Origin of the sequence: Acinetobacter bereziniae LMG 1003 = CIP 70.12 (assembly GCF_000368925.1) — a bacterium.
GTDB classification, from domain to species: domain Bacteria; phylum Pseudomonadota; class Gammaproteobacteria; order Pseudomonadales; family Moraxellaceae; genus Acinetobacter; species Acinetobacter bereziniae.
The window spans coordinates 990,705-1,009,860 of record NZ_KB849755.1; the positions used below are offsets into that span (position 1 = coordinate 990,705).

At 36.2% G+C, this 19,156-nt stretch carries 15 protein-coding genes and 1 pseudogene; 8 read left to right on the plus strand and 8 right to left on the minus strand.

Annotated features, from left to right (window positions below; all coding sequences use genetic code 11):
• Nucleotides 1–251 precede the first annotated feature (251 nt).
• From F938_RS06595 to F938_RS06615, 5 genes and pseudogenes are all read left to right on the plus strand, one after another.
• Nucleotides 252–623, plus strand: a complete 372-nt coding sequence (locus F938_RS06595; RefSeq protein WP_005030520.1) for a copper resistance CopC family protein — start codon at nucleotides 252–254, stop codon at nucleotides 621–623.
• 62 nt (nucleotides 624–685) lie between these two features.
• The gene (locus tag F938_RS06600; RefSeq protein WP_005030522.1) at nucleotides 686–1,567 is read left to right on the plus strand and encodes a copper resistance D family protein; all 882 of its coding nucleotides are present in this window, start codon (nucleotides 686–688) and stop codon (nucleotides 1,565–1,567) included.
• Nucleotides 1,568–2,215: 648 nt separating this feature from the next.
• Entirely contained in the window at nucleotides 2,216–4,696 is a 2,481-nt protein-coding gene (locus F938_RS06605) for a heavy metal translocating P-type ATPase (RefSeq protein WP_010591551.1), read from the plus strand.
• Between the two features lie 17 nt (nucleotides 4,697–4,713).
• Complete coding sequence (gene cueR / locus F938_RS06610) at nucleotides 4,714–5,175, plus strand: Cu(I)-responsive transcriptional regulator (protein WP_005030526.1); 462 nt, start codon at nucleotides 4,714–4,716, stop codon at nucleotides 5,173–5,175.
• Nucleotides 5,176–5,317: 142 nt separating this feature from the next.
• Nucleotides 5,318–6,005, plus strand: a pseudogene (locus tag F938_RS06615) (IS982 family transposase).
• 60 nt (nucleotides 6,006–6,065) lie between these two features.
• Here F938_RS06615 and F938_RS06620 read toward each other — a convergent pair.
• Entirely contained in the window at nucleotides 6,066–6,254 is a 189-nt protein-coding gene (locus F938_RS06620; protein ID WP_004828649.1) for a heavy-metal-associated domain-containing protein, read from the minus strand.
• Between the two features lie 627 nt (nucleotides 6,255–6,881).
• On the opposite strand from F938_RS06620, the gene F938_RS06625 reads away from it, so the two are divergent.
• The 3 genes from F938_RS06625 to F938_RS06635 all read left to right on the plus strand — a co-directional run bounded on the left by F938_RS06625 (nucleotide 6,882) and on the right by F938_RS06635 (nucleotide 9,249).
• Entirely contained in the window at nucleotides 6,882–7,775 is an 894-nt protein-coding gene (locus F938_RS06625) for a LysR family transcriptional regulator (RefSeq protein ID WP_005030531.1), read from the plus strand.
• Nucleotides 7,776–7,872: 97 nt separating this feature from the next.
• Nucleotides 7,873–8,196 (plus strand): hypothetical protein, encoded by a 324-nt coding sequence (locus F938_RS06630; RefSeq protein ID WP_004828645.1) that lies wholly within the window; start codon nucleotides 7,873–7,875, stop codon nucleotides 8,194–8,196.
• A gap of 153 nt (nucleotides 8,197–8,349) precedes the next feature.
• Nucleotides 8,350–9,249: a LysR family transcriptional regulator gene (locus F938_RS06635; protein WP_005030533.1), complete on the plus strand. Its 900-nt coding sequence runs from the start codon at nucleotides 8,350–8,352 to the stop codon at nucleotides 9,247–9,249.
• 253 nt (nucleotides 9,250–9,502) lie between these two features.
• Here F938_RS06635 and F938_RS06640 read toward each other — a convergent pair whose 3' ends face one another.
• From F938_RS06640 to F938_RS06675, 7 genes are all read right to left on the minus strand, one after another.
• Nucleotides 9,503–9,940 (minus strand): fimbrial protein, encoded by a 438-nt coding sequence (locus F938_RS06640; RefSeq protein ID WP_005030535.1) that lies wholly within the window; start codon nucleotides 9,938–9,940, stop codon nucleotides 9,503–9,505.
• A 63-nt stretch (nucleotides 9,941–10,003) separates the two neighbouring features.
• Nucleotides 10,004–11,136, minus strand: a protein-coding gene (locus F938_RS23695) for an IS3 family transposase (protein WP_228129510.1) whose coding sequence is annotated in 2 segments (ribosomal slippage) — nucleotides 10,004–10,884 and nucleotides 10,884–11,136 — 1,134 coding nt in all. Because the reading frame shifts where the segments join, the coding sequence is not laid out codon by codon here.
• A gap of 53 nt (nucleotides 11,137–11,189) precedes the next feature.
• Nucleotides 11,190–11,945 carry a hypothetical protein gene (locus F938_RS06655; RefSeq protein ID WP_005030538.1) on the minus strand — a complete coding sequence of 252 codons (756 nt, stop codon included), beginning with the start codon at nucleotides 11,943–11,945 and terminating at the stop codon, nucleotides 11,190–11,192.
• Nucleotides 11,946–11,948: 3 nt separating this feature from the next.
• Complete coding sequence (locus F938_RS06660; RefSeq protein WP_010591321.1) at nucleotides 11,949–14,504, minus strand: fimbria/pilus outer membrane usher protein; 2,556 nt, start codon at nucleotides 14,502–14,504, stop codon at nucleotides 11,949–11,951.
• 27 nt (nucleotides 14,505–14,531) lie between these two features.
• Nucleotides 14,532–15,242 (minus strand): fimbrial biogenesis chaperone, encoded by a 711-nt coding sequence (locus F938_RS06665; protein ID WP_005030542.1) that lies wholly within the window; start codon nucleotides 15,240–15,242, stop codon nucleotides 14,532–14,534.
• Nucleotides 15,243–15,275: 33 nt separating this feature from the next.
• Nucleotides 15,276–15,881, minus strand: a complete 606-nt coding sequence (locus F938_RS06670; RefSeq protein WP_005030545.1) for a fimbrial protein — start codon at nucleotides 15,879–15,881, stop codon at nucleotides 15,276–15,278.
• 848 nt (nucleotides 15,882–16,729) lie between these two features.
• Nucleotides 16,730–19,153 (minus strand): glucose/quinate/shikimate family membrane-bound PQQ-dependent dehydrogenase, encoded by a 2,424-nt coding sequence (locus F938_RS06675; protein ID WP_005030547.1) that lies wholly within the window; start codon nucleotides 19,151–19,153, stop codon nucleotides 16,730–16,732.
• Between the last annotated feature and the right edge of the window lie 3 nt (nucleotides 19,154–19,156).

The following is a 19,156-nucleotide window of genomic DNA, read 5'->3' on the forward strand; positions in this document are numbered from 1 at the left end:
TTTTCACATGCTCACTAATTTAATATTTCAATTGTTGTAACAGGTGTTCCTTTCCACATGCTGTTGACTTTGATCATGTTCAAACCAACAATTTATCATTGCCTATTATTTAGATTTACTAAACAACAAAAATGTAATTTTAAAGTCATATTGTTGTATATCTGAATATTGAATAATTGAATAGTTAAGCAATCGTAGAGACTGAGGTGATACGGTTGCTTAACCATTATCTTATTAATAGGAAGTTTCATATGCGCTTTTTTCAGAAGAAAATTTCAACAGTATCCAGCATATTTCTTGGTATTACACTGCTTTTTACAGCAACCAGTGCACTTGCTCATGTGAAATTACTTAGTGCAGTTCCAGCCGTAAATGCAGCTGTAACGGATCAACCTAAAAATCTCACTCTAAATTTTGGCGAAGAGGTCATGTTGATGAACATTAAGTTAATAGATGCTCAACAAAAAAATATTTCACTGAACTATAAAGTGAATCATGACCTTAAAAAATCCTTTAATGTTCCAGTTCCAAATCTTCAAAAAGGAAAATATACCGTGGTATGGACAACCATGGGCAAAGATGGACACAACATGAGTGGTGAGTATAGCTTCACACTTCAATAAAATATTTGAATCGTCAATGAAACACCAGCAGATTTCTAGCACCGTATTGATTTGGGAAAATCATGATTTCTGAATATTGGATTGGATTAACTTGGCTGAGCAAAGTCACTTTGTATTTAAGCATGGCATTTATTACAGGTGGCGCATTTTGTTACTTGTTATTTAATCGTTTCATCTCACTGAAAAAAAGCATTCTTCAATATATGTGCTTTGGAGCAGGTTTAGGGCTGATCTCTAGCATTGCTTGTTTTTTCATTCTGGTCGGTAGTTTTGCAGATTCAGGGTTTGCTGGAATATTCAATACGACGTATATCCAGATCCTCTTGAATACAGTTACTGGTCAAATGTTGATTGGACGTATCCTTATTTTTCTCGTTCTTCTGCTTTTATTGTTCATCAAGTTCACTCAAAAAACCACACAGACGTCTATGTTTGAACGATTTTTATTTGGGCTATTCTTGCTACCGCTTGCCTATAGTTTTTCTCAAACTGGGCATGCAGCAAACTTACCTTTTTTTGCTCAAATTCTACTGACAGTTCATGTACTATTCATTTCCGTTTGGATGGGTGCTTTATATCCATTATTCAAAGCTACCCGTCAATTGGTAGGGCTTGCTTTGAAAGATCGTACACATTTATTTGGGCAGATTGCTGGATTTATTGTGGGCATCTTAATTGTTTGTGGTGCAAGTGTTGCGGTGCTCTTATTTAAAGATATTGATACCTTGACCAGCACCCCTTATGGCTATGGATTTATACTCAAAATCTTGTTTGTTGGTTGTATATTACTTCTCGCTGCATTTAACAAATGGTTTTTTACCCCGCAACTGCACAAACCTCAATTTGGACGATATCTGGGTTATGCCATTTTGTTTGAAATGTCGATTGGGTTAATGATTCTGTTTACCACGGCATATATTACAACAGTCGTCGGGATTGAATGAGTGCCCTATACTGACTGACCCTGTCATCCTTTTTGCCTTACTTATTTCAAAACGCAAGACTTACTGTTCTTAGACTGTATTGCCTCATCTTCAGTCTTGCTTCGTTCCAAAGCCCATCCAAATATTAAATAAAGTATCAGCTTGTTTGGCTTATATTTTTAAGGAAACATCTTACACAATAGTCAAATCGTCTGATGATTCACATAAGTAATTTTATTTCGATCATGCATATTCAATAAACTTTCTGTTTTTATACAAGTTGTTAGATGCTTCAGTGATTCATTTATTTTTGCAAGCATGGATGGGCATTCTATCGTGATGCGAGATGGATATCGTCATGTTGAGTGGGAGTGTATGAGCAAAAACAAACTCTGATTTGTTTGCAGCATAAGAATGCGGTTAAACAAAAAAATGATTTAGGCAAAGTGAGACATCATCTATACAACGTTATTCAAACTTTAGATGTAAAGCATGGCAACGAAAGCTAAAAATTTTTAAACAATAGATTCATCTCATTCATTTTATTGATCAAGAGAAATTCTATTTTACGATATGAGTTTTACTACAGATTGATTATATTTCGCTTGACCTTCCCATGATGGAAGAGTTTAGGATTAAATCATTCAAGAAAATAGTAAGGTATAAATGATGGCAAATTCTCCATATAGTACTGATTCTGATTTAAAAATGAACTTACAAATCGAGGGGATGACATGTGCCAGTTGTGTGGGTCGTGTAGAAACTGCGCTTAAAAAAGTGGATGGTGTAAAAGATGCTGTCGTAAACTTAGCAACAGAACGCGCAGATATTTCACTCGATAAACCAATACAACGTCAACAGCTCATTCAAGCTGTTGAACAAGTTGGTTATGATGTTATCGATGAAAAAATTGAATTCTCCATCGATGGAATGACCTGCGCTTCCTGCGTAAGTCGTGTTGAAAAAGCATTAAAAGCAGTTGATGGCGTAAAAGAAGCGGTTGTGAATTTAGCGACTGAGCGCGCAACTGTCAGTGGTCATGCCAGCGTCGATGCACTCATTGCCGCCATAGATCGAGCCGGCTATGATGCCAAACAAATCCAAAATGCAGTTCCTAATCAAACACAGCATCTTGAGAAAAAAGACAAAGAACGAAGTGAATTAAAAAGAGATTTAACGTTAGCAACAGTTCTTGCTCTCCCAGTTTTTATACTAGAGATGGGTTCGCATATCTTCCCTAGTCTGCATCACTGGATTGCACAAACCATCGGTATGCAAAATAGTTGGTACCTACAATTTATTCTGACCACTTTAGTACTGCTTATCCCAGGTCGCAGATTTTATGTACATGGTTTCCCTGCTCTGTTCCGCTTCGCGCCAGACATGAATTCACTGGTGGCTGTAGGTACATTAGCAGCCTATCTTTTTTCTCTTGTTGCCACATTTGCACCGCAGATTTTACCCGCTGGCACCGTCAACGTTTATTATGAAGCGGCTGCTGTGATTGTCGCCTTGATTTTACTTGGTCGTTTTCTCGAAGCAAAAGCAAAAGGAAGAACTTCCGAAGCCATACAACGCTTAGTCAGTTTACAAGCGAAAATCGCACATGTATCACGTAACAATCAAGTCGTCGATATTCCTATAGATGAAGTAGTTGTAGGTGACTTTATCATTGTGAAGCCAGGTGAACGAATTCCAGTCGATGGCAAGGTGGTGGATGGGCAAAGTTTCGTTGATGAATCCATGATTACTGGAGAACCTATTCCTGTTGAGAAAAAGGTTGAAAGTGATGTTGTCGGCGGCACCATTAATCAAAATGGTACTTTGACCTTTACTGCTGTTGCTGTTGGCGGTGAAACCATGCTTGCTCAAATTATTCGCTTAGTTGAACAAGCACAAGGCTCTAAAATGCCGATTCAAGCAGTGGTCGATAAAGTCACATTATGGTTTGTTCCTGCCGTAATGTTGGCAGCGACACTCACTTTTTTAATCTGGCTTATTTTTGGTCCATCACCAGCCTTAACTTTTGCTTTGGTCAATGCTGTGGCTGTTTTGATTATCGCATGCCCTTGTGCCATGGGTTTAGCAACACCAACATCAATTATGGTGGGTACAGGACGTGGTGCTGAATTGGGTGTGCTGTTCCGCAAAGGTGAAGTATTACAACTGCTTAAAGACTCTAAAATTGTTGCTGTAGATAAGACGGGAACTTTAACAGAAGGTCGTCCCGTATTAACGGATTTTGAGGTCACTCAAAACTTCAAATATGAACATGTTTTAAGTTTGGTCGCAGCTGTAGAGTCGCGTTCCGAACATCCGATCGCGCAAGCAATCGTCAATGCAGCAAAACGGCAAAATCTTAAACTTTCTCGTGTGGATAGTTTTGACTCTGTCACTGGTATGGGCGTTTTAGCAACGATCGATGGGCATACGATTCATGTCGGTGCAGATCGTTACATGCTTCAGTTAAATGTGGATATTTCACCATTTGCACATACCGCACAACGTTTAGGAGATGAGGGAAAATCTCCACTTTATGTTGCGATTGATCACGAGTTAGCCGGTATTATTGCCGTTGCTGATCCAATTAAATCCACCACACCAAGTGCAATTAAAGCCTTACACCAATTGGGTCTCGAAGTCGCGATGATCACAGGTGACAACGCGCGTACAGCGCAAGCCATCGCGAGAAAATTAGGTATTGATCAAGTGATCGCAGAAGTCCTACCCGAAGGAAAAGTAGACGCGATAAAACAGCTAAAAGCACAACATGGCAACATCGCTTTTGTTGGAGATGGTATCAATGATGCACCTGCTTTGGCGGAAGCAGATGTTGGTCTTGCAATTGGTACAGGAACAGATGTTGCGATCGAATCCGCAGATGTCGTGTTGATGTCTGGAAACTTACAGGGTGTTGCCAATGCGATTGCATTGTCCAAAGCAACCATTGGTAATATTCATCAAAATCTATTCTGGGCATTTGCTTACAACGTTCTGTTAATCCCCGTTGCGGCAGGGTTGCTTTATCCTGCTTACGGTATTCTTTTATCACCCATATTTGCTGCTGGTGCAATGGCATTATCAAGTGTATTTGTTTTAGGAAATGCTTTACGTTTACGTCGGTTTAACCCGACGTTGACTGCACAATAACATCCAAGGAGACTCAGATGAACATTGGAAAACTGTCTAAAGCTGTCGGTATATCTGCCAAAATGATTCGCTACTATGAACAAATTGGTTTAATTCCCGCTGTCGGACGCAATAATTCAGGTTATCGTTCATACAGTGCTCAAGATGTAGAGCGCTTAAAATTTATTAGAAAATCAAGAACATTGGGTTTTTCAGTCAGTGAAATTACCGATCTTCTCGATTTATGGAATGATAAAAAAAGACAAAGTGCAGATGTTAAAAAATTAGCACAATCTCATATTGAAAAACTGGAATTGCGGATTTTTGAATTGCAGAAAATGACGGAGACTTTACAGAATTTAATCAATTGTTGTGCTGGCGACCATCGACCAGACTGCCCTATTCTTGATGGATTGCAGACAACAGATCTCGAAATAAGAGATGTGCATCACCATAACGATACTTTATCCCTGTCACCACTTGGCACATCCAAAGCTTAAATCTTCATCTATTTTTAACCCGAATCCGGAATAAGAAAATTGTTAAAGAATAGGCATTTGAGTCACAATTTAATCACTACAAAAAAATTGAATATACTCAAATGCCTATATCGATATACAGCTTATATGACTTTTTTGCTTAATTGATGATTTTTGTTCAGATATTTCCGATGATATTAAGCAATATATGTTCACTCATAGCAAAACAAATTGAGCGTTCAAAAGTATCATCCGTTGGAATCGCCTTCATTGACTCTACTAAACTTGCTGTATGCCGTAACAAAAGAATAAATCAACATCGTGTATTAACTGATAGTGCCAGTCGAGAAAAAAGTTCAGTAGATTGGTTTTATAGCTTTAAATTACATTTAATTTGTGACCAAGTTGGACAATTCGTTTCTTATTGTATTACAACAGGTAACGTGGATGATCGTAAAGTTTTACCTGATTTAGTTCAGTCATCAAAACTAAAGGGGAAACTGTTTGGTGATCGTGGTTATATTGGCGAAAATTGGAAAGTTCGTCTTGCTGAGATGGGTGTTCAACTCATCACACGAATTAAAAGAAATATGAAGCCACAAGCTTTAGACCCACTTGATCGTGCGGTATTAAGAAAGCGAGGCATTATTGAATCACCATTTAATTTAATGAAAAGTCAATTTGATCTTGAACATACACGACATCGATCAAAAATAGGACTGCTAACCACGATATTTTCAGCTTTAATGTTGTACGCCTTACTACTTGTAAAAGACGATAACTCAGAAATTCAACAGATTTTAGCTCCTCTTAAATTAAAATCCTTTAAGCCGAATTCACGTTATTTTTAGTTTATGTGAATAAATATAAAAAAAGCTACTGACCAGAGTAGCTTTTTTATGCCTCAGATTTTATCGTGCCGGATAGCCAATTTCAACGAGCATCCCTCTTACATCTTCTTCAGTCACGATTGTACTGACTTTCAAATGACGGTTCGGTGTATCCGCGATAATTTCTGCGTCCTCGTCTAATGTTTGAATCGCTTTTGCTATACGGCGCACGCACGCACCACAGGTCATATTTTCAACATGGAATTCCATATTTGGCTCCTTAATTAATCGTAAACTCATGATAAAAGTTGCCATTATTGTAAGGTCAAGTGTTTGAAATCATTTCTTTAACGATCATTGTAATTTTAAAATAATCAGGATGAATGACTTTAATTAAATGCATTTATTTATCTTTAAAGCTTGTTCATATTTAATACATCTTTATCCTTTTAATGATGCATTGTGTATAAATAAAAATTTAAATAATTTTTTAAATTAAAAATCAGTACTTAAATAAAAATGTTTACTCAAACAAAATCACGCAATATCAAAAAATTTACTTAAAAAATCAACAATAATCAAAATTTTTATCATAAAAACCTTAAAACGACCAACATACAAAAAAACTCATTAACATATCTAACAAAACAACTTAAGCAAAAGAACATGCATTACTTATAATTAATAAAAAATATGACTTTTTGTAATGCAAAATTTAAAGTAAAACAATAAAAATCAATTTTATCGCTATAAAAAAATGTATTACATTTTCTCAATCATACACTTGATAAATCATCAAATTAATAAGATTGCTAAGAATAACTTCACTATATAAACTAATCTTGTTTATTCATATAAATATAACCTCAAACCCAAAAATATAGAGCAAGGTCTTAAATGGTTAAAAGGATTTCACTAAACTCATTTAAGTTTTTTTATTATGTAGCGATGTATGAAAGTGTGACAATTGCCTCAGAAAAGCTTTTCGTTACACAAGGTGCGGTTAGTCGACAAATAAAAAACTTAGAAGATGATTTGAATATAGCTCTTTTCATCAGAAAAGGAAAAACGTTAGATTTAACCAATGAAGGGTTGTTACTTTTAAATTGTTGTCAAGGTATTTTTCATGAGATCGATAAATGTCTTATTCGACTAGACAATAAAAAAGAAAATATCAAAGAATTGGTGGTTTCTTGTGAATCCACATTATGTATGAAATGGTTAATTCCTAGGCTAAAAAACTTTAATGAATTAAACAGTGGTTTTGATTTAAAGATTACTACAAATGATAGATCTATAAATTTCAATAATACAGATATCGCCATACGCAGGGACGATATTAATTGGAAAGAGCATATTTATAGCATCAAACTCATGGATGAAACCATGTTCTTTGTTAAAAATTCAACCAAAAGTAATAATAACATTCTAATATCATCATCAAGACAGAAGTTCTGGGGGACTTTATTAAAGATCAATCATATTAGAGATAAGATCACCCAGCTGAACTATAAAGAGCTTGATCATTTTTATCTCTGTATCGAAGCATGCTTATCTGGTTTAGGTTCAACGATTGTGTCTGGATACATGATAGAAAAATACTTAAATAACGGTAACTTAGAATCAATAACAGAACCATTTCAAGATGGCTCTTCCTACTATTTACTGTCAGCATCGCCTTTAGAAGAGGATTATCGCAAAGTTGTTTTCAAAAACTGGTTAATTGAGGAGATAAATAAGACACAGTTAAATTTAGAAAAGTTTTATTATCAAAAAAAAGCATTTAATTAATGAGATTCATCATTCAATAAAATCATAAAAATCATAAAAATTTACTCAATTAAATAAAAAATTTAGATATGAGAAAATAATCAAAAGGAGAAACTAAATGCTTAAACCCAATATTTCATTTAAAACCAAGAAGTGGACTTGCAAACATTGTGGTCTACTCAAAGATATTTCAAAATGGCGAATTAAAATTGGTGACTCCGTTTTTTTTAATACGGGGCATCTTGATAAAAACTTTGAATATATTAAAACAACGACTCATGGCATTGTGATTGATCGGCAAAATAAATTTCTAACTGTATTAGATCAAAACAAGAATCAAACCTACTTTATTGACCAAAACGAGGTCTATCTAACAAATTCTCCTGCTTTATTTTTATATCACATGTATGGAAAGTGTGCCTGTAAACATGATAAAAATTAAATAAAATAGATGATTTTTACGAATCTTTACGACTAAATGCATTGCGACACATTACAAAAACTTTTAATATCTATTAAAATAAAATACTAATACTTGATTCAGGTGATCAAGTAAATCAACTAATTCTATGTATGGATTACACGAGCTTTTAACATGATAGAAAGATTATCACTTAATTCATTAAAGTTTTTTTATTATGTGGCGATTGAGGGAAGTGTAACCATTGCAGCAGAAAGGCTTTATGTTACCCAAAGTGCAGTAAGTCGACAAATTAAAAATTTAGAAGATTTACTGAATGTTGCTTTATTTGAAAGAAAAAATAAATCATTAATTTTAACCGCAGAAGGTAGAGTGCTTTTAGATTGCTGTCAACATGTTTTTAATCAATTAGATCATTGTGTAATCAGTATCAAACAACAAAAATATAAGAACGATAATTTAATCATCTCCTGTGAACCCACGATTTCGATGAAATGGCTAATTCCTCGTATGGTCAGATTTAATGAATTAAATCTTGGTTTTGGAATCACCCTTTTAACTGGTGGTGGACCTCTAGATTTTCAAAATCAAGATATTGATCTTGCCATTCGAAGAAATGATTTTGCTTGGGGTGATCATATTTTCAGTACCAAAATTATTGACGAATTTATGTTTATGGTGAATTCCAATCAACAAAGTGCTACAAATTTGTTATTAAGTACATCACGTCCAAAGTTTAAAAATTACCTAGCGAAAGAATATCCTGAAATCTCAAAATTAAACACCATTGAGCTTGATCACTTTTATTTATGTATTGAGGCATGTTTATCCGGTTTAGGACAAACAATTGTTTCTGGCTTTATGATTGAACATGAACTTGATCACGATTTCTTTCAAGTTGAAAAGTATCTCCACTTTGATGATTCAGCCTATTACCTATTGGCATCCTCTTCAATAGAAGAAGACAACAGAAAAGTGATTTTTAGAGATTGGCTGATTAAAGAAATGCAACAAACTCAACAAAACCTGTTGCATAAATTTGGCTTTGTAAACAGCGACAAAGAGTTAGTGTAAATCAAAAAGAATAGGCTGTTTTATCAATCTCCATTAGATCCATAATTCAACATAAAAACCCTCGCCCAAACTTTTCCAAAGGAGAGAAGGAACTCCCGATATCATTCTAATTTAAAATCCATTATCAATTCTTGATCTATACAAAAATCTAGTCTATAAAAGTATATTTAAATAAAAAAAAACCTTGTATCTAATTGGGATATAAGGTTTTTTTAAAAAATTAAAAATTGCAGATTCTTATTCTTTATTTTAATTATTGATAATCCAATGAAACAGTTGCCTGAGTTTGAACATAACCTGGTGTTGCTGTTGCTAAAGTCCGGTAATATCGTGCTTTTAATGTTTTCATAAATGTCGTTGCAGTTGAACCAACAGGAATCGAATAAAAAGGGCTTTGTGCCCCAATCGCCAATGGCACATCGGTACTGTCTCTTAACTGCACATCGACATTACTGCGATTTGCTAAACTCGGTGAATTTTTTAAAATTCCGTTGTTATTTATATTGCTTGGCGTATAGCTGTCAGTGATCGTTGCCAATAGAACTTTATTTGGCATTGCTGCGGTACAATTAATATTGACATTAAAAGCTTGTTCATTGGCTGTTTGATTACTATTCAATGTTGCCGTCGGCACAGGTGCCAAATTCACCACTTGATTGAGCATAGTACACGTAGGTAGCACAAAGTTCATTTAGAGGTGGTCCCACTTGTTTGAACAACTAAAAGCTTATTTATAAGTGATACTCTGCTCTAGTTAAGCTACCTTATTTTGTTGTGGTAGCTGGTCATAGTAAAACTCATCTGGAGTCATTTTGTCCAGACTCGAATGAGGTCGTTTCAAATTATAAAATTCAAAATATGCGTTTAATTGCTTCTTCGCATCCAAAACATTGCTGTAGGCTTTGAGATACACCTCTTCATATTTAACGCTCCGCCATAATCGTTCAACCATCACATTATCAACCCATCGACCTTTACCATCCATACTGATTTGAATGCCATTTGATTTCAATACATCAATAAATGCATCACTGGTAAACTGACTGCCTTGGTCTGTATTAAAGACTTCAGGTCGGCCATATTTTTCAATAGCTTCATTTAATGTTTCTATGCAAAATGTAACCTCCATACTAATCGATACTCTATGCGCAAGTACCTTGCGGCTATGCCAATCAATCACAGCACATAAATAAACAAAGCCTTTTGCCATAGGGATATACGTTATATCCGTAGACCACACTTGATTACTGCGCTGAATAGCCAATCCTTTGAGCAGATATGGATATTTACGGTGAGCTTGATTAGCCTGGCTTAAATTTGGTTTGCAATATAACGCATTAATGCCCATTTTCTTCATTAAAGTACGTGTATGACGTCGTCCTATATGATGTCCTTGACGATTCAATAAATCACGCATCATACGGCTACCTGCAAAAGGGTATTGCATATGTAACTCATCCATACACCGCATTAGCTTCAGATCTGATGCACTCACAGGTTTTGGGCGATAGTAATAACAACCACGGGAGACTTTCAGCAGCTGAGCTTGCTTAGATACTGAAATCTGAAGTGAGTCATCGATTAACTTTTGTGGTTGAAGCGGCCCAGTTTCTTCAACACACCTTCTAAAAAATCAATTTCTAATGCCTGCTCACCGATTTTTGCATGTAGTTTTTTTAGATCGATGGGTGGTTCTGTTGGAGCTTTTGATTGATCGAAAGCTTGCGAGGAAGCTGAAATCAGTTGATTTTTCCAGTCAATAATTTGGTTTTGATGAACATCAAATTCAGCACTCAATTCAGCAAGTGTTTTTTCTGCTTTAATCGCAGCAAGTGCTACCTTAGCTTTAAAATCATTTGAATGATTTCTTCTTGGTCTACGTGCCATAAAATACTCCATATATTGATGTTTATAACATCATTTGGGGAGCAAAATATCACTTATAAGTGTTGTTCAAATTTCCTGATCCACCTCTTTTTAACGTCTACATATATTTCTGTTGCTCCCACTTTTGGCGTACCACTGGGCATAATCGTCGAACCATTATAATCATCATATTTATAATTAATTGTTCCTAGATGAATTCTGACTGTTGCATTATTTAAAGCATCGATTATTGCTGCTGAAGGTTTAGTTATAGACAATAACTTTAAATTAAATACTGGATTTCTCACATCTGCTGAATTAGTTCCTGAATTAGTTGCACCTCTAAAATATGCTTCACCACCAATCAATACAGGCGTACCTAAACCCGTATTGGGTAAAATATTATAATCTGTATTCAATGCAATTATATTTTGAACCATTGGAGGGCTATTATTATTGTCCTGTAAAGAAAAAGATATTTGAACATTACTCGTCAACCAAATTTTAGCCGCAGCAAGCGTTACCGGATTAGCACTCGAACCAGTTATCGTTATGGTAGGTCCTACACCAAAAGGGCTAATCCCTACTAAATCAGTATTCCCCGTCGTAGCTCTAAAACTTGAACGAATTGCTACAGGATTAGAGCAATTTTTAACTGATGGTGCTGAATTAGTATCATTGAATGTTTGATTATATGGAAAACTATTGATTGTCCCACTCACACGATTGAAAGTCACAGAATTATATGTTGTACAATTTGCAACTGCTGCCAACCCGGATTGAGAAAATATCAATATAAATGGAGCTGATAACCAAAATAACTTCTTCATGATCTATTTACACTCCACATTGATAATATTGAAATTTTCTGTATTTTTCTGTGTTAACAATGACTTAGATATCGGTTCAATCTTACACTGTTGATTGGCTTCAGCTCCCCAAACTACAGATGTATCATGCAATAATGCCTCTTGTTTATCTACGATCACTTGGCTAGATGCACCCACAATACCCAATACATTGCCCTGTTCATCCTTTAATTGACTGCCCATCGCAATTTGTGAATCTAAAGCGTAACGAATACGCAGTAAAATATTACTTGATTTATTGGCTTTAAATTCAGTAAGTTGTGAACTATATCTACGTGGAATCACTTCAGTTTGGTTAGATTCCAAAGTCACATTTGCAGGCAAATCAGCAGGGTCAAGCGTGATTAAATTTTTACTGTATGGTGTGTTGTATGGATAAATCGCATTTCCAAAGCGATCAACTTTTACCCCCCAAGCATTTGAAACAACAGCGCCCATCCCCTCTTCCGCATGCACAATAGTGTAAGTGTCAGGCAACGTATTGACTGGGGTAATCCCAAAACGATGGGCAACAACAGCACCTTGTGCGGATAAAGAATACTGGGTGTTGTTTTGATTGGTTGAAAGGGTTGCACCTAGATTCACGGCAGGCAATAAATAATTAATGTTGCCATTAAATAAGGTATCGTGCTGATTATTAATCACCCCTGCACCAAAGTTCAATTCATTATGCGCACCCAAAACGCCTGATAGACTGACATTTGAAGTGGTATTTGAATCTTGGTCATGCTGAACACTGGCATTGAGTGACATATTTTTCTTGCGCCAATCGAGTGGAACGGTCATGGAAAAATAAATAGCATCGCCTCGTTTACGCGCATGATCTGAATAGTCGGTACGTGATAAGCCAAGGTTATAACTTATTCTGTTCCATGTATTGCCATAACTCAGGTTATATTGATAATAATCTTGGCTGTCATCCCAATAGTTATTTTTACGAACTGCTAAATTAAAATTACCGAGACGTGTATTTGGGAATGACTTGGAAACACTGATGCCCATATTTTGTTTTAGATTATAATTATACAAAAAGTCATCATACTCACGATCAGTTAAATCAGCCAAATTACGCTGATACAAATGTGAGGAAATGCTCATATATTCACGGTCATAAGCCGAATAATCTGCATAAAAATTTAGATTTTGAGCTAGCCAATCATAACGATAATTCAGACTGTATTTTTGCCCACGATAATCCTTACGATATAGTTCAGATTCAGTATGTTCTATAGAAGCGGTTACGCCACCAAGTAGTGTATTAGTAGATATTGCCAGCAAGCCACTGGCATAGTCATCACTAAAATTTGCACCTGCACCAATGGTCAAGGCATTATTGATCCCGTAATTAAAACTGCCTTGAAACAATTTATCATGGGTTGTTTCATGACGTGTGCGATAACGACCACCCGCAACACTGTAGTTATAACGACCTTGACGCACTAAATCATAATTGCTTTGCATCGGAACATTAAAGCTTCTTCTTTCACCGCCTGTTTCAGTAATTTCAACGGTTAAATCTCCTGAAGTTGCCGTATTTAAATCAGTAATACGAAATGCGCCAGCAGGTACGGTACGCTCATAAATTTTTTGACCACTTTGATAAATTCTGACTAATGCATTGGTATTGGCAAAATTTTCAATTACAGGGGCATACTGCCGAGCTGACCACGGTAACATTTCCTGATCAGACGCCAATTGCGCACCTACAATGGGTAAATTATCCAAACGATAAGTTGTGGTATTGAATTGCCCTAAACTCAAACGTGATTTTAATCGGGTCATATCGCGATATAACACGTTTTGATCAGAATAATAGTGCCCCAAACCTGAGTTTTCAGACTCAAATGCACCTGCATGTCGGTAGTACCAACCCGCAATATTTAATCCCCCATTTAAACCCAAGTATTTGCTTTCTCGATCTTCATCACGGTTATAGTTAAACGCATAACCAATAAAACTTGAATTTACCCCTTGATTAAATAATGCTGGATCAATATATCCTTCTGGACGTTCGACTCGTATTGCTTGAGGAATGGAAACATTCAGTTTTAATTGAGACAAATCAAAGTCATAATAGGCATCAGCATTGACTTGTTTAATGGTTCGACATGGCATTTCAGTTAAACTTTTACGAAACGCTGGTATTAAATCAAATTGATTTAATAAATTCGTATCTACACAAAGCACAGCCGAACGTTGCCCATCCAAATGATCAAAGCGGACTTCCTGATTACCGATCACTTGCTTATTGACCGACAACTCAACTAAATATTTACCAGGCGCAACAAAGTTTTTAACTTCAAAATTGGCTAAAGAAACATTACGGTCATTGCCAAATAAAGATGCAGAATTAAAAGTCACTAAAGCATTATTTTGCGCAACCAATTGAGTATTGTCTTGAGCAATCAAATGTTGATTGTCTTGTGCGAGCAAATTTTGTTGATTTTCTTCAGCTGACACCTGCAAAGCAATCGCAGACAACAGCATTAAGCAGAGCTCGCTTTTTTTAAAATTTAGCATGCTAAACGATCCATTATTAGTGTTTTATTACTGCATGACGGCTTCGAATGTTTGTACTGCGCCTAGATCATTGACAATTTCATAGGATATTTTTGTTGTTGTAAGATCGGGGATAAAATTTTTTAAATTACGACTGCTAAAAGGCTCTAACATGATGGCATCTTCGCCGGAGTTAAAAGCATGATTTTTTCCACTTTCTACTTGTAAGACCGTAATGTAATACGGTGTTGGATTACTAATGGTCAAACTATTTGCAGAACGATCTAGTTTAAATTGAAGGCTTTGTTGTGCATGATCGGCTTTCATTGCCAACTGTGTTGGACGATAAAATAATTTAACGCGTGTCCGTACCGTAAATGACAAATGATTTTTATCAGCTAAATTCGGGTCACTCGGTGGAATATCTAAAATATTGAACCAATAAATCGACTCTCGATCTTTTGCTAATTTTGAGGCGTCTAAAGGAATAATTCGAATAATTTGCCCTTTATTTGGCTCAATGCGAACTAAAGGTGGATTAAGTACGAATGGGACTTCTTCTGCCTGAGGGGTTTTCTTTGGATCGCCATTATCAATCCAAGCTTGTACCAATGCAGGTGTGTCATATATGTTTCTGAGTTGGACATTTACACTTTTAGACTGAGCAGGGAAAATTATACGTGTACCATCTATAGACACCCCAGCATAAGCAAGTGGCATGGTTAAGAATACACATATAGCAGCTTGTAGATAACGCATAATATTCCCCTTCACAATTTAAGCAAACACAGATTAGTTATATTGCAATGTATAATTTACAGTTGCTGTCACATTCTGCGCATCTACAGAACCAGTTTTAGTGAAGTAGCGTGCTTTATAAGTCATGGTTGCAGTGCCAGTACCATCTGCTGCAAGCCCTGTGATCGCACTTTTTGCTTGTGTACCCCAAGCTTGTGAGTAATCTACAGGTGTATCTGCATCAGTTAAAATTTGAATAAATACTGGCTTAGCAGATGAAGCATCTGTTGACTTGTTTACTAAAGCTGTTTTTTCTGTTGCATCATAATCCGCAGCCGCCGCTGTTTCTAAAAACAAACCTTTAAGTGCTTTATTTGTTGCCGCATCACAGCCACCTGTACCTGCACCATTTTTAAGTTGTAGGTCAAAGCTTTTCGTTGCAGCAGATTGGTTTGCTGTTGTAAAAGTAGAAGTTGGAACTGTATCTAGAGTCACGATAATATTTTTAGAGCCAGCAGTGCCTGGACCTGACCCAGTTAATGTACATGTGCTATCAGTCACTACACCATTGACAGTGATTGTGCCGTCTACAGCAAAAGTATGTGTACATGCTAAACCTAAAACTAACGCACTTACTGTCGATAAAGATAAACTTTTCATGCAATAAACCTCATTGGATTTTAATAAAAAATAGTACTGAATTATTATTTTGTTCACCTATATTTATTAACAGTAAGGTTCACTTAATTAATAATTCCAAATTTGTGAATCTAGTTACTATTTATTTAAAACTACCTTGTTATAAAAAAAATAACAATAGTTCAAAAATAAATCAGGAACTTCACTCTGATTCAAATGATACATCTGTCACATTTTTTTTGATTGATTTATTGTCATACTAATACATTACTTTTTATCATTTATTTATTTTATTTATATAATACAATAAAATACAAACAACTTTCCGCTGTTAAATTTTTAAAAAATCTATTTGATTTAAATTTAAGCAATCAAGAAAATATTTTTATAATTGACGAATGATGAAGAGATTATAATATTTTAGTTAAGCTAATTAATTTATTTTTATTTTAACTTAAACTAAATTATTAATAAAAATTTAAAAATACAATTATATTTTAAAAACAACTAAATATTATAATTTTATTAACATAACCATTATTTACTTTTACCTTAATTAATTACCAATTTAAAAAAATAAATTATTGATCTATTTAATTTAATGACATTTCTGTAATCATTCAAACAGTAAGTTTAACTAAAATTTAAGGAAAAAATTAAAACCTAAATCACATTCTAGATTAAAATAGATCTAGCATCCTGATTCAAAAAATAATTATAAATTCATGATTTTATTAAATTTTTAAATATAATGAAAAAGATTAAAGTCTTATTCATTATTTGTTAATGATCCAAGCTATTTAGGAAAACTCATAAAAAAACTGCAATCACTTAGGATTGCAGTTTTTGCTAGTGTTTAAAATAAAGACTTATTTCAAACTATATGCAATCACATAGTCACCATGATCAGGTGATTGACGCGCTCCACCTGCTGTGATCATGACATATTGTTTGCCTGTTTTCGGAGATACATAGCTGATCGGTGTGCCTTGGCTACCCACAGGTAAGCGTGCTTTCCAAAGCTCTTTACCAGAAGATGAGTCCAAAGCGCGTAGGTAGTAATCTTGCGTTGCAGCAAAGAATACCAAACCACCTTGCGTTGCCATTGGACCACCAATGGTTGGCATTCCAATCGGTGCTTTCAGCCCCATCTTAATCCCCATCGGTCCAGTATCTTCTACTGTTCCCATTGGTACTTGCCATGCAATTTGACGAGTTTTCATATCAATCGCAGTCATGGTGCCATAAGGCGGTTTTTGGCATGGAATATTCAACTTCGACCAGAAACGATCTTTATTGACTTTATACGGCGTACCTTTCATCGGTACTGCACCCATCCCAGTATTGACCTTCTCACCACCATTTGCCTGTTTAGCCAAATCTTCAGGTGTTTGTTCAATCAACTGAATCCATAAACCTAAGCGCATGTCATTGACAAACATATATTGATGACTTGGATCGAAAGCAATACTGCCCCAGTTCATACCACCGAGAGAGCCTGGGAAACTTAACGATTTATCTTTACCCGGTGCAGTATATAAGCCTTCATAACGCATTGATTTAAAGTTGATACGACACATCAATTGATCAAATGGTGTAGCGCCCCACATATCCGATTCAGTAATGGTTTGATTACCAATCTGCGGCATTTCAACAGAGCGAGGTTGTGTCGGACTATATTGTTCACCTTGAATATCTGCTGGCTTGACAGCTTGCTCAATCACCTTGGTTAAAGGTTGCCCCGTCAAACGATCCAAGACAAAAAACTGACCGGATTTCGTTCCAATCACCACAGCAGGTTTATTCGAACCATCTTTCATTGGGAAATCGACCAAACTCGGTTGCATCGGTAAATCAAAATCCCATAAGTCATTATGAACAGTTTGATAAACCCACTTTTCCTTGCCCGTAGTCGCATCCAAAGCCAAGACAGATGAATTGTATTTATGGTCCAACGGTTGGCGATTGCCACCCCAAACATCCACAGAAGAACTGCCCATCGGCAAGAATACCGTATTCATTTGCGGGTCATAAGACATCGCAGCCCATGAGTTTGCTGAACTGCGTTTATAAGTTTCACCTTCTTTTAACACATGGTTTGGATCTGGATTACGTGGATCAAAAGCCCAACGCAATTGCCCTGTAATCACATCATAAGCGCGGATCACACCACCGGGCATATCTGCTGCAAAGTTATCCGCAATTCGACTTCCCACAACAATCACTGTACCTGCGATGGTTGGTGCTGAGGTTACTTCAAATCGTGGTGCAGTGGTTCCCTCACCCAAACCTTTGAGTAAGTCTACAGTACCATCCACCCCGAAATCTTTACAGCGTTCACCTGTATCCGCATTGACTGCGATTAAGCGACCATCAGGTGTGTTAGTATAAACACGACGCAAACATGAGGTATTGTTTGCCACAGCTTGAACAGGCGTAGCACCTGCCAAAGTTGGCTGAACCAATGCTTGGGTTGAATCAAAATAAGCCACACCACGGCAACGTTCCCACGCATCAGACTTAGAATTCACTTCAGCTTTCCAAAGTTGTTTTCCTGAATCTGCTTCTAAGGCAAAAATGTTATTGTGCGGTGTACATAAGTAGATCTTATTGCCGACTTGCAATGGGGTCATTTGATCTTCAGCACCATTGCCTGTACCTGTAGTAAAATCACCTGTACGGAAACGCCATGCTTCTTTTAACTGATGTACATTATCTCGAGTGATTTGATCCAATGCAGCGAAACGGCTTCCCCCTGCATCCTGCCCATAATGTTGCCAGTTGGTTTGTTTCATGTCTGTTTTAACAGGAACCAATGGCAATGCCTGCCCCGTTGCAGCAACCGTTGGATGTGGTTGGAACATCTGATAAAGTCCAATCAGCATCCCAACAACAGTCACAACACCCAAGCCATAAGCAGGTAGACTCATGCTCGGTTGAGCTTGATAACGGCGAATGGCTGGTAAACTAAACATCAATGCTGCAAATAAGCCTGCTGGAAACATCAGTCTTGAGAATAAAGGCCAAAACTCCCAACCTGCGTCAATCAAAGCCCAAATCAATGTACCGATAAAAACCAGACTAAATAAGCCGACACCGATCACTTTTTTCTTAAAAATGAAAATCGCAGAAGCTAAGGTGAGTACGCCAGAGATCACGAAATACCATGATCCCCCCAAGGTCACCAGTTTTATCCCACCCACTGTAAAAAACAGTCCTGTGAGTAATAAAGCCAATGCTAAAATAAAACACCATATTTTCAGTATAGTATGTGAGTTCGAAGATTCAGACATACG

What these genes read in the sequence shown, in the direction of transcription:
- F938_RS06595 (WP_005030520.1), top strand. Translation starts at nt 252, where the DNA reads ATGCGCTTTTTTCAGAAGAAAATTTCAACAGTATCCAGCATATTTCTT.
- F938_RS06600 (WP_005030522.1), top strand. Translation starts at nt 686, where the DNA reads ATGATTTCTGAATATTGGATTGGATTAACTTGGCTGAGCAAAGTCACT.
- F938_RS06605 (WP_010591551.1), top strand. Translation starts at nt 2,216, where the DNA reads ATGGCAAATTCTCCATATAGTACTGATTCTGATTTAAAAATGAACTTA.
- cueR (WP_005030526.1), top strand. Translation starts at nt 4,714, where the DNA reads ATGAACATTGGAAAACTGTCTAAAGCTGTCGGTATATCTGCCAAAATG.
- F938_RS06620 (WP_004828649.1), bottom strand. Translation starts at nt 6,254, where the DNA reads ATGGAATTCCATGTTGAAAATATGACCTGTGGTGCGTGCGTGCGCCGT.
- F938_RS06625 (WP_005030531.1), top strand. Translation starts at nt 6,882, where the DNA reads ATGGTTAAAAGGATTTCACTAAACTCATTTAAGTTTTTTTATTATGTA.
- F938_RS06630 (WP_004828645.1), top strand. Translation starts at nt 7,873, where the DNA reads ATGCTTAAACCCAATATTTCATTTAAAACCAAGAAGTGGACTTGCAAA.
- F938_RS06635 (WP_005030533.1), top strand. Translation starts at nt 8,350, where the DNA reads ATGATAGAAAGATTATCACTTAATTCATTAAAGTTTTTTTATTATGTG.
- F938_RS06640 (WP_005030535.1), bottom strand. Translation starts at nt 9,940, where the DNA reads ATGAACTTTGTGCTACCTACGTGTACTATGCTCAATCAAGTGGTGAAT.
- F938_RS06655 (WP_005030538.1), bottom strand. Translation starts at nt 11,945, where the DNA reads ATGAAGAAGTTATTTTGGTTATCAGCTCCATTTATATTGATATTTTCT.
- F938_RS06660 (WP_010591321.1), bottom strand. Translation starts at nt 14,504, where the DNA reads ATGCTAAATTTTAAAAAAAGCGAGCTCTGCTTAATGCTGTTGTCTGCG.
- F938_RS06665 (WP_005030542.1), bottom strand. Translation starts at nt 15,242, where the DNA reads ATGCGTTATCTACAAGCTGCTATATGTGTATTCTTAACCATGCCACTT.
- F938_RS06670 (WP_005030545.1), bottom strand. Translation starts at nt 15,881, where the DNA reads ATGAAAAGTTTATCTTTATCGACAGTAAGTGCGTTAGTTTTAGGTTTA.
- F938_RS06675 (WP_005030547.1), bottom strand. Translation starts at nt 19,153, where the DNA reads ATGTCTGAATCTTCGAACTCACATACTATACTGAAAATATGGTGTTTT.